The following is a 10,949-nucleotide window of genomic DNA, read 5'->3' on the forward strand; positions in this document are numbered from 1 at the left end:
TAGCGGAGTGTCAGCCAAGATTATTTTGCTGATCCACCGCCATCGCGAGCAAGCTCGCTCCCACAGTTGTTTTGGTTGCACATGCCACCGCTCCCACAGTTGTGTTGGGGTGGTTTCAGGATTTGCATCTGCCCCACATCCTCTGTGGGAGGTTTCAGGATTGGCAGGCACAAAAAAACCGGGCCAGGCCCGGTTTTTTTGTGGGGTGTCGCTTAGAAGTCGTAGGTCACGTCCAGCGAGGCCACGCGTTCCTGGCCGTAGTAGCAGCCGAACGAGTAGTTGCAGTGGGACACGTACTCGCGGTCGAAGACGTTCTGCACGTTCAGGCTGGTGGTGACGCCACGCAGGCTCGAGGTGGCCTTGCCCATGTCATAGCTGATGGTGGTGTCGAATACGGTGAAGGCTGGTACGTCGAACGAGTTGGCCGCGTCGCCCGGCTTGCGGCCGGTGTGGCGGGCGCCTGCACCGAAGGTCAGGCCATTGAGGACGGCCTGGGTGAAGTGGTAGTCGACCCACAGCGTGGCGGAGAACGGTGCCTGTTGCTCGCTGCGGTTGCCCTCGTTGCCGTAGTTGTCCTTGGTGTAGAACGAGTCGAGGTAGGTGGCGGCGGCCATGACGTCGATGTTGTCGACGGTGGATTTGACTTCCAGTTCAACCCCCCGTGAACGCACCTGGCCCGACTGGATCGAGTTCTGCGGATCGGCGGGGTCGGCGGTGACCAGGTTCTTCTGTTTGATCTGGAACACCGAGGCGGTAATCATCGTCTTGTCGAACGGCTGGTACTTCACACCCACTTCGTATTGCTCGCCTTCGGTCGGCTTGAAGGCTTCGCCGCTAGCGTCCGTGCCCGTGGTCGGCAGGAAGGATTCCGAGTAGCTGATGTACGGCGCCAGGCCGAAATCGGTGACATAGGTCAGGCCGACCCGGCCGGTGAACTTGTTGTCGCGCAGTGAGGAAACGGTGCCCGCCAGCAAGTCCTTGTTGTCCACTTCGGCCCAGTCCTGGCGGCCGCCCACGGTCAGGATCCACTTGTCCAGCTTGATCTGGTCTTGCAGGTAGACGCCGGTCTGGCGAACGGTGTTATCCCACTTGGTGTCCAGCGTTGGGGTTACGCTGCCGGTGTCGTAGTTGTTGTTATTGCCGTACAGGTCGATTGGCGCGACGTTGTAGGCGTTGTAGCCATCGTACTTACGGTTGAAATGCCGATAGTCCACGCCCGTCAGGGTGGTGTGTTCCAGGGCGCCGGTATTGAATTTGTACTCCACGTTGTTATCGACGGTGTAGGCGGTGTTGTGCTGTTGCCAGTCGAGTTTTACGCGGTTGGCCTGGGTCTGGTCAGTGACGCCACCGGTGGTGACGAAGCTGCGCAGGTAGAAGCCCCGGTACTGGTCGCGCACATCGGTATAACGCGCAGTGGAGCGGAATTTCAGGTCATCGGTGATGTTGTGGCTGAAGTCGTAGCCCAGGATGAACTGATCACGCTTGTAGTCGTTCCACCGCGTGTCGCCGGAGAAGAAGTCACGGTCGATCCGCTGGCCGTTGGGGCCGCGCTCCAGGGAACCGATCCGCGGCAGCGCCTGGTAGTCCTCCAGGCCATCGTCGCGCTGGATCTGCGCCAGCACGGTCAGCGAGGTGTCGTCGTTGGGCGCCCAGGTCAGGCTCGGTGCCAGCAGCATGCGTTCGCTGTGGGTGTGATCGACCTGCTGGTTGCCTTTTTTCGCCACGCCAATGACGCGGTAGCTGAATTCTTTCTGGTCGTCGATCGGGCCGCTGGTGTCGAACGCGCCGTTGACCCGGTTGTAGCTGCCCGCGCCCAGCTTGATCTGGCTGCGCTGTTCCGTGGTCGGGCGCTTGGAGACCATGTTGATCAGGCCGCCGGGCTGGTTCTGCCCGTACAGCACCGACGAGGGGCCCTTGAGCACTTCGATGCGCTCCAGGGTGTACGGGTCGATTTGCGGCGCGCCGCCGAGGCTGCCGGCATAGGGCAGGTAGGCACCGTCGAGGTACAGCGGCGTGGGCGAGAAACCCCGGCTGGTGATTTCGTCGGCGATGGCGTTGCGGTCGGTGAAGCCGCCGGTGTTCAGGCCCGGCGTGTAGCGCAAGGCCTGGGTCAGGTTGCGTGCGCCCTGGGTGGCGACCTGCTCGGCGGTGACCACGTTGATGGTCTGCGGGATCTCCAGGATCGGCGTGTCGGTCTTGGTGCCGGTGGCGCTGCGGGTGGCGACGTAGCCGTCCACCGGGCCGTAGGCGGATTCCGCGGATTTACCGGTGATGGTCGTGGCGCCCAGTTCCAGCGAATCCCCGGCCTTCCTGGCGCGCACGCTGACCGTGTTGCCCTGGATGGTGAACATGACGCCGGTCCCCACCAGCATCTGCGACAACGCTTGAGCCGGCGACAACCGGCCGCTGACCGGTTGGCTGCGCAGGCCCTGGACATCATCGGCGCTGTAGAGCACTTGCATGTTCGATTGATTGCTCAATGCCTGCAGGGCACTCGCCAGCGACTGCGCCGGAATGTTGAGATCGACTTCCTGTGCCTGGACCTGTGCGCTGAACGGCATGGCCAAGGCCAGGCTGAATGCGCTGGCGCTGAAGCCTGGTTGCAGCAGGCGGCGCATGATCAGTGCCTTGGTAAAACGTGGAATCCCCGGAGTTGCTGGCATGTGTTTCACTCTTGCAGGTTTTAGTTTTAATAGGGGTGTAGTTGTCATCAATTCTTAATTAGGACGCACGACCCAGAAAAAACCAGAATGAGAATCGTGATTATTTACGCAGATTGCAGTTCGGTGATCACCCGGCCGGCTTCCATGCGCACCAATTGGTCGGCCACGTCGAAGTAACGGTCGTCGTGGGAAATCACGATGATGGTCTTGCCCAGGCGCTTGAGGTCCGGCAGCAACTCGGTGTAGAAAATCCGCCGGAAGGTCGGGTCCTGGTCGGCGGCCCATTCGTCGAACACCAGCACCGGGCGTTCTTCCAGCCACGCATTGACCAGTGCCAGGCGCTTGCGCTGGCCGGTGGACAGGTCGGTGGTGGTGAAGGCGCCGTCGCGCACGCTGACCTTGTGGGCGATCTCCAGGCGTTGCAGGTATTTATTGGCGTCGTCCGGGATATGGGTGTCGCCCTGGACGATGTCGTCGAACAGGTAGTAATCGGCAAAAATCGTCGTGAACAACTGGCGATAATCGTCGCGGGTCACGGCTGTCACGACGTGGTCGTTGAGGCGGATTTCTCCTTGCTGCGGTGCGTACAGGCCCAGCAGCAGCTTGATCAGCGTGGTTTTGCCGCAACCGTTTTCACCGACGATGAACACGATGTCGCCCTGGTCGATCTTCAGGTTCACCGGTCCCAGGCGGAACGGCGTGGCGCCTTCCACCGCCGGGAAGCTGTAGGCCACATTGCTCAGCTCCAGGGTCTGCACCGGGGTTTTCGGCTGGCCCTGGTCGTTGAGTAACAGGTGCGGTTCAGGGGAGGAAAACTGTTCCGACAATTCGGCGATGCGGCGGAAGGCGATCTGGGCGCGGCTGACGATCGGCAGGGTGCCGATCAGGTGTTCCAGCGGGCCTTTCATGTACAGCAACACCAGCACGAAACCGCTCATCACCGCCTTGTCGGCGCTCGGCCACAGCGATTGCAGGGCCAGGGCCAGGCCGATCACCACGAAGAACAGCATCGAGCCGAAGGTCTTGGCGATCACGAAAATGTTCACCGAGCGGATCTGCGTGTCGCAGATCTTGTCGGCGGTGTGTTCGATGCCCGAGACGAACATGCGTTGCCGACGGGGGCGATGGATGCGCAGTTCCTTGGCGCCTTCGGCGATGGCGTTGTAGTGCTTCTGCAGTTCGTCCTCGGAATCGCGAGCCTCCATGAAGCCCTTGATCCCACGACCGCGGGCGATGTACTGGACCACGGTGCCGATGACAATCGCCACGACCATCATCAGGAACATCGGCCACGACAGCATGGCCAGGTAACCCATGCAGCCGAGGGTGACGGTCAGGGAAATGGCCAGGGGGGCGAAGGCGAAGGCGAAATCGCTGATGGTGTCGACGTCGTGGGTCAGTACCGGGATCAGGCGATGGCTGCGGTAGCGTTCGATCTGCTGGATGGGCGCCGACAGGACTTTTTCCCCCAGCTCCTTGCGAAGTTTGGCGATGATCTTCTGGCCGACGTAGTTGGTGCCGATGTCGGAGCAAATGGAGCTGACCAGCGCCAGCAGGCACAACCCGGCGAACACGCCCACCACGGTGTGGCTCAGCCCGCCTTCGGCGTGCAGCACCTTGTTGATGGTCGCCAGCAGCACGGTCACGCTCAGGCCACCGACCATGCCCAGCAGGATGGCGCCGATGACAATCAGCCGGAAGGGTTTGAGCAGGGTGAACAATTCATTGATCACCCCGCGTTTTGGTTGGCTCATGGAGGTTTCCCTGCTAGATGAAAAGGGCGAAGGCCATCGCGGGGCATTCACCGCATGGGCTGGAGGACGGCGGCACGCTGGATTGGGGCGCGCCCACCTGTAGAACGATTGGTAGGGGAGGGGATTTAACACCTGATTGCCCGAGGAGCGCCGTTGTGGCGAGGGAGCTTGCTCCCGCTGGGCTGCGAAGCGGCCCCAAGCTTTTGCGGTCGCTACGCAACCGAGCGGGAGCAAGCTCCCTCGCCACAAAAAGCGGGGTCTTCAGGCGGGCAGTCGATTACATATCCCGCGCCACCCGAAAACCGATCCAGTCCCCCCGATTGCCCGGCACCAACGCGTTGCGGTTGCCAGAGCGGGAGAACACCGGCGCCTCGCCCCAGTCGTTGCCGCGGATGCGTTTGAATTCGCACTTGCCGGTCAGCCAGGCGCTGCCGTCGCTCGGGGCGCCCACATAGTTTTCGTTGTAGCAATCGGCGGTCCATTCGTAGATGTTGCCGTGCATGTCGTACACGCCGAAGGCGTTGGGCGCGAAGCTGCCGGCCGGGGCGGTGAAGTTGTAGCCGTCGGCCGCGCCGTAGGTGTTGGCGTGCTGGGCGATGCTGTATTCCTTGCCTTCATCGAACGGGAAGGGGAACGGCCCGGTGCTGCCGCCGCGTGCGGCGTATTCGCGCAGGGACTCGCTGACCAGCCGGTAGGGTTTGCCGGTTTTTTTCGACAACCACGCCACGTAGGCATTGGCCTCTTCGAAGTCCATGCACACCGCCGGGTGCCGGTCGGTGTATTGCTTGCGCGGGTCGCTGCCCTGGTAGTCGGGGATGCCGGCCTTGCACGCTCGACCCGGACGCTCATCGCCATCGGGCATGGTGTAGCCGGTGTCGCGCAGGTAGGCGAACCATTCGCCCTTGAGCACCTGGAAGCGACTGATCGCCAGGGGCTTGGCAAACGTCACCGGGTGCAGCGGGCCTTCGTCGGGCTCGCGTCCCACTTCGTCGTCCGGAGTGCCCATCTGGAAGGTGCCGGTGGGCAGCACGACCATTTCCGGGCAATCCTTGCAGTCGCGAAAGACCTGGCCCGGTTGCGACGCCTGGGCGCCGGAGGGCAGCAGGGCGGCGAAGGCCAGTGCCGGGAGTAGCTTCAGCGAAAAACTGTTCATCCATCTCTCTCGATAAGGTCAAAAAGGTTTGGCTCAGAGCGTTTTGCCCAGCAACCCCATGAAGCGATCGATCTCGGCTTCGGTGTTGAGCAACCCCGGCGCGGTGCGGACCACCGGTCCCGCATCACGGTGCACGGCGTCGGCGATCACACGGTTCTTCATCAGGTAAGCGGCGACCTCGTCGCTGTCGCGGCCCTTGACCCGGAAGAAGGTGAAGCCGGCGGACAGCGCCGGGCTCATGGGGGTGATCAGCTCGATCTGCGGCTGTGCCACCAGCTGTTTTTTCAGATAGCTGTTGAGGGCGTGGATCCGCGCCTGCACCTCGGCCTTGCCCAGTTGCAGGTGCAGCTTGAACGCTTCGTCGGCGGCCCAGCGATGCTCGAAGGCGTGATAGCCCCCCGGGGTCATGACGGTGGAAAACGTCGTGGCTTCGGAAAAGGTCGGAATGATCGGCGTGACGTACTTGAGTTCTTCGCTGCGGCTGCACACCAAGCCGGTGCCCCGTGGGCCGAACATCCACTTATGGGTGCCGGCAATGAAAAAGTCGCAATTCATGGCGGGGAAGCTCAGGTCTTCGACGCCGAAACCGTGCACGCCGTCCACCACGTAAATGATCCGTTGTTCATCGCTGCGGCCTTGGTTGTGCTTGTCCACCAGGGCGCCGATCTTGTCGATCGGCAGCTTCACGCCGCTGCCCGAATGCACCCAGGTCATGCCCAGTACCCGGGTTTCGGGGCGGATGTTGCGGTCGATGGCCGTGAGGATCTGTTCATGGCTGGCGTCGTGGGCGTTGTCGAACAGCTTGATCTTGCGCACCAGGGTGCCGCTGCGTTGGGTGCGCAGGTCGAGAATGGTGTGGGTGGCGTAGTGTTCGTGGGCGGTGGTGAGGATTTCCTGGTCGGCCGCCACGTGGACGCCGCCGTAGATGATCGACAGGCCTTCGGTGGTGCTGCCGGTGAGGGCGATTTGCGCAGGATTCGCTTGCAGGTAGCGGCCGGCCCAGGTGCGGACGTTTTCCTCACGCTCTTCGGTGACGCCCAAGTCCCAGTCCATCAACAGCCCCGGGTTTTTATCCAGGGCGGCGCGGTGCCGGTCGATGGCCTCGCGCACCGGGCGCGGGTGGGTGGTGACGAGGAAATTGGAGAAGTGCAGGTAGTCCGGGTCCTGGTTGAACAGCGAGCGCAATTGCGCCCATTTATCCTTGGGCAGCGGTGGCAGCGGATCGGCGCTGGCCGTGGCGGGCAGGCTGGCGGCCAGGGGCAGGCCGGCGGCGAGGATCCCGGCCTGCTTCAGGAAGGTGCGACGCTCATTCATGGCTGGGCCGCCTTCTGGGTCGAGGCGATGGCGGGGTGGGCGGCTTTCTGCACCTGATCCCAGACCCGCAGGAAATTGCCGCCCCACAGTTTGGCGATGTCGGCTTCGGAGTAGCCGCGGGTCAGCAGTTCGGCGGTGACGTTGCGGATGTCGCCGACGTTCTCCCAGCCTTTCACTCCGCCGCCTTCGTTGAAGTCCGAGCTGATGCCGACGTGGTCGATGCCGATCTTGCGCACGGTGTAGTCGATGGCGTCCCCCAGGTCCTTGAGGCTGGCCTTGGGTTCTTCTTCGAGGATGCCGTAGAGCTGGCCGGCGTATTCGCCGAACTTCTGTTCCGGCCAGGCGGCGATGATCGGGTCGCCGGGCATCAGCGCCATCGCCAGGTTGGGCAGCGGCGGCAGGTCGAAGCGTTCGCGTAGGGCGTTGAGTCTGTCCTGGGTCTTTTGCGTCAGCGGGCGCAGGTACTGGGAGAAACCGACGATCTGCACCACGCCGCCGCTGGCCTTGATCAGTTGCATTTCCTTGTCGCTGAGGTTGCGCGGTATGTCCACCATCGCCCGAGGTGCCGAATGAGAGGCCACCAGCGGCGTGCGACTCAGTTGCGCGACTTGCTCCAGGGCCAGGGTCGACATCTGCGACACGTCGATGATCACGCCCAGGTCGTTCAGGCGTGTCACCGCTTGCTTGCCGATGTCCGACAGACCGCCCAGGGCATCGGGCGAATCGTTGAAGAACGGCAGTGGGCGGGAGGAGTCGGCCCAGTCGTTGTTGCCGATGTAGCTGAAGCCGAACATGCGCATGCCCCGCGCCGTCCACAGGTCCAGCAGGCTCAGGTCATGGCCCAGGGGGTAGGCGTTGAGCATGCTGATGAAAATCGCGAATTTGCCTTCGCCGTGCAGGCGGCGGAAATCATCCGGGGTATAGGCGATGGCGACCTGGTTGGGAAAGTCCCGGACCAGGCCGGTGATGATCTTGTAGCGCACTTCCTGCTGGTTGCGCGCTTCCTCGACAAAACCGGCGGTGGGCTTATGCGGCGCGTTGGGCCCGTTCCACAACTCCGGCCAGCCGAACACCGTCAGGGCCGCGCCGGACAGATGGCCGCGGTTGGCTTTGACCAGGTCGAACTGGCCGCTGCCGTCCTTGTCGGCTTCATTGCCGGCGGTGCCGAAATCCAGCGGCACGGTGATGTGGCTGTCGAAGGACAGCAGGCGTTCGTGCAGTTCCCTGGCCTCTTTCATCACTTTGACCGGGTAGCCGGGGTTGTCCCGCCACCAATGGTCCCAGGCTGCCAGACCGCCACCGACGGCCAGCGCCAGGGCCAATGGCAGGCCGATGAAAAGAGCCTTTTTCGAACGAGGTGTTGTCATTGCCGATCTCAGTCAGGTTCGCCTTGGAAGGACAGGCGCGGGGCCTTTGCTATCTGGGAAGAACGAGTGATCGGGCGGGAAATTTAGGCGCTCTCGGGGCCGCCATCGCGAGCAAGCTCGCTCCCACAATTTGGAATGCGCTCACCTGTGGGAGCGAGCTTGCTCGCGAAGGCGGCCTTGAAACCAACCTGACTTTTGGGAACGTACTCAAATCCATTGTGGGAGCGAGCCTGCTCGCGATCAGGCCTCCCTATAAATTTGTCAGCCCACCCCTCGTTCTAGCTTGGATAAAGCCCGCTCCAGGGCTGGACACAGGTAAGGCAATGACGATTTCTCGACGATGGTTCATGGCAGGCCTGGCGCTGACCGGTGCCGCCGTGCCTGCGGTGTATTACGGGCATCGCGAACTGACCCGGCCGGACCCGACCATTACCCCCGGCGAGGCCTCGTTCGACGTGGTGGACGTGGCGGGCCAGCGCCGGGCCGATACGTTGCGGGGCATCTGGACGATCCGTTTCACCGGCCGCGACGCCGGTCTCGAAGGCTTGCCGCAGAACGATCTGCAGATCTTCCTCGATATCGGCCAGAGGGGCCGTGGCCTGGTGGGTTACCTCGACAGCGCCGAACGTTTACGCGGTGCCGATGAGCCCCGTTATCGGGTGTTGGGCGACCTGGCCGGAACCGATCCGAAGCAACTGAGCTGGCGGCTGATGGGCGCTCGGCACGACGCGCCGGACTATGAATTCATCATGACCCTGGACGAAGTCTGGGCCGGTTTCGGCAATGCCGGCAGCGCCACCCTCAGCGGCCGGGTGTTGCGCTTGGACCGTCCCTTGGCGTTGCCTGAACAGGACAATCATTTCATCGCCGTCAAGCAGCGCTTCCCCGAGGCGCGGGAGCGCACGCCGCTGAGTCCGGCGCTGCTGGCCTGGCTGGTATCGCCCGAGCATCGGCTGTTCCACCAGCTCTGGCACGCCTCGCGGGACAAATGGCACACCCTGGACGAAGACAAGCGCAATGCCCTGCGCGGCATCGGCTGGCAACCCGGCCCACGGGGCCAGGAGCGTGATGCCCGCGGGCCGCGCAAGGATCGCAATGGCTCGGGCGTGGACTTCTTTTTCATGCACCGGCACATGCTCGGCACCGCCCGATCGTTCCAGCCGCTGGCGTCGTGGCCGCGCTTTCCCTTGCCGCAACCGGAGCTGGAACGCGATCGCCTTGGGTTCGCCCGCTACCTCGATAACCACGATGGCACGTCCTTGCCGCCGACCTGGTTGGCCGATGGCGACGAGCAGTACGCCCAGTGGGTCAGCGACATCAAGACCGCCGAGACCTACCACAGCAATTTCCAGGTCTGGGAATCGCGCTACCGCGACCCGCGCTACCTGTCGAAACTGACCCTGGGCCAGTTTGGTTCGGAAGTGGAACTGGGCCTGCACGACTGGCTGCACATGCGCTGGGCTTCGGTGCCGCGCGACCCGTCCAACGGCCACCCGGTGCCGTTCGCCCGCGACCCGGCGGATTTCGCCCAGCGCTGGTACGCCCCGGAGAATGACTTTCTCGGCGATCCGTTTTCTTCCCACGTGAGCCCGGTGTTCTGGGCCTTCCACGGCTGGATCGACGACCGCCTCGAAGACTGGTTCCGCGCCCACGAGCGTTTCCATCCGGGGGAAGTGAGTCGGCTTGAGGTCAACGGTGTGCCCTGGTTCGCCCCGGGCCGCTGGGTCGAAATCGCCGACCCCTGGCTGGGCCCGGACACCCACGGTTGCAGCACCACGCCGGGGCTGCAGGTCGGGCGCTCGGTGGAGATGGATCCGGAAACCATGAAACTGGCCTTGCGCATCACCTTCGGCAGCGATGACAAAAAGCTCTCCGAACTGTTCCGCCGCGTGCCGCAACGGCCGTGGTATGCGCGCAATCTCAAGAGCAAGCCGGTGTAAATCCCGCCATCCCAAAAAGCTGAAGTGAACGCCGTTGTGGCGAGGGAGCTTGCTCCCTCGCCACAGGTATCACTTGGCTTGAGTGCGTTTAGCGCGGTGCGGCGATGTCCAGGGCGCGGTTTGCCAACAGTTCTGCCAACTCGATCATTTGCTGGATGCCCAGCGCAAAATGGCGCCGCGAGCCTTCCAATTCAAAGGCCTGCTCGCTTGCCATGACGTTGACCGAAGCGAGGGTTTCGCTGAGGTTGGCCAGCAGGCATTCCATGTCCGCGCCTTCTGCAACAGCGAACAACTGGCCCGGTGGTGGATTGGTTTTTTCGGGTTTGGGGTCGAGGTAAAAGGCGAGGGCGCGGTCGGCGGCTTCGTCGCGTTTTTTGGAATCGTCTGCGGGGGGATTGGGGGTGATCTTGAACATGGCGTAACTCCTAGTATTCATTTTCAGGAGCCGACACCATCGCTACCAAACGATTGGGTGGCGGCCGTACGCGGGTTGGTAGACCGGAGCACTAGGAACCCGGCGCGCCCGAAGACGCCCTGCGCACGGCCACCATGAAACAGACACCGAGAGAGCGTCTGTAGGAGGTGGCGCTTGCGCCTAGTTGACTCGCGGGCTACCAAACCCGATCGCTGAAATCAGCGACCCGGAAACAGTAAAAGCCACGAGCCAGGCGCACAAGCCGGCGGATTCTGGCGCAGTTGTAGGTAACGGCGCAAGGCGATGTAGCCTCGCTCGGGAGTCCTACATGGCCGGATAAACA

General features: G+C 63.0%; 7 protein-coding genes. 1 reads left to right on the top strand and 6 read right to left on the bottom strand.

Annotated elements, in window-relative coordinates:
- Positions 1-212 precede the first annotated feature (212 nt).
- From BT125_RS27765 to pvdM, 5 genes are all read right to left on the bottom strand, one after another.
- Positions 213-2,663 (bottom strand): TonB-dependent siderophore receptor, encoded by a 2,451-nt coding sequence (locus BT125_RS27765; RefSeq protein ID WP_072412331.1) that lies wholly within the window; start codon positions 2,661-2,663, stop codon positions 213-215.
- A gap of 104 nt (positions 2,664-2,767) precedes the next feature.
- Complete coding sequence (locus BT125_RS27770) at positions 2,768-4,417, bottom strand: cyclic peptide export ABC transporter (RefSeq protein ID WP_072412333.1); 1,650 nt, start codon at positions 4,415-4,417, stop codon at positions 2,768-2,770.
- A gap of 277 nt (positions 4,418-4,694) precedes the next feature.
- The gene (locus BT125_RS27775) at positions 4,695-5,570 is read right to left on the bottom strand and encodes a dihydropyoverdine dehydrogenase (protein WP_072412335.1); all 876 of its coding nucleotides are present in this window, start codon (positions 5,568-5,570) and stop codon (positions 4,695-4,697) included.
- A 33-nt stretch (positions 5,571-5,603) separates the two neighbouring features.
- A complete protein-coding gene (locus tag BT125_RS27780; protein ID WP_072412337.1) occupies positions 5,604-6,884 on the bottom strand; it encodes a pyoverdine-tailoring periplasmic protein PvdN in 1,281 nt (426 codons plus the stop codon).
- Positions 6,881-8,251, bottom strand: a complete 1,371-nt coding sequence (pvdM, locus tag BT125_RS27785; protein WP_072412339.1) for a pyoverdine-tailoring dipeptidase-like protein PvdM — start codon at positions 8,249-8,251, stop codon at positions 6,881-6,883. Before pvdM ends, BT125_RS27780 begins: the two co-directional genes overlap by 4 nt.
- Positions 8,252-8,574: 323 nt before the next feature.
- Here pvdM and BT125_RS27790 point away from each other — a divergent pair, with 323 nt between their 5' ends.
- Positions 8,575-10,191, top strand: coding sequence for a pyoverdine maturation tyrosinase PvdP (locus tag BT125_RS27790; protein ID WP_072412341.1), 1,617 nt, complete (start codon positions 8,575-8,577; stop codon positions 10,189-10,191).
- A gap of 88 nt (positions 10,192-10,279) precedes the next feature.
- Here BT125_RS27790 and BT125_RS27795 read toward each other — a convergent pair whose 3' ends face one another.
- On the bottom strand, positions 10,280-10,606 hold the full coding sequence (locus BT125_RS27795; protein ID WP_072412343.1) for a DUF6124 family protein: 327 nt from the start codon (positions 10,604-10,606) through the stop codon (positions 10,280-10,282).
- Between the last annotated feature and the right edge of the window lie 343 nt (positions 10,607-10,949).

This window comes from Pseudomonas sp. NFACC04-2 (assembly GCF_900119265.1).
GTDB classification, from domain to species: Bacteria; Pseudomonadota; Gammaproteobacteria; order Pseudomonadales; family Pseudomonadaceae; genus Aquipseudomonas; species Aquipseudomonas fluorescens_AA.

Coding starts and splice junctions, on each gene's coding strand:
- BT125_RS27780 (WP_072412337.1), bottom strand. CDS start 6,884: ATGAATGAGCGTCGCACCTTCCTGAAGCAGGCCGGGATCCTCGCCGCC.
- BT125_RS27765 (WP_072412331.1), bottom strand. CDS start 2,663: ATGCCAGCAACTCCGGGGATTCCACGTTTTACCAAGGCACTGATCATG.
- BT125_RS27795 (WP_072412343.1), bottom strand. CDS start 10,606: ATGTTCAAGATCACCCCCAATCCCCCCGCAGACGATTCCAAAAAACGC.
- BT125_RS27775 (WP_072412335.1), bottom strand. CDS start 5,570: ATGAACAGTTTTTCGCTGAAGCTACTCCCGGCACTGGCCTTCGCCGCC.
- BT125_RS27790 (WP_072412341.1), top strand. CDS start 8,575: ATGACGATTTCTCGACGATGGTTCATGGCAGGCCTGGCGCTGACCGGT.
- pvdM (WP_072412339.1), bottom strand. CDS start 8,251: ATGACAACACCTCGTTCGAAAAAGGCTCTTTTCATCGGCCTGCCATTG.
- BT125_RS27770 (WP_072412333.1), bottom strand. CDS start 4,417: ATGAGCCAACCAAAACGCGGGGTGATCAATGAATTGTTCACCCTGCTC.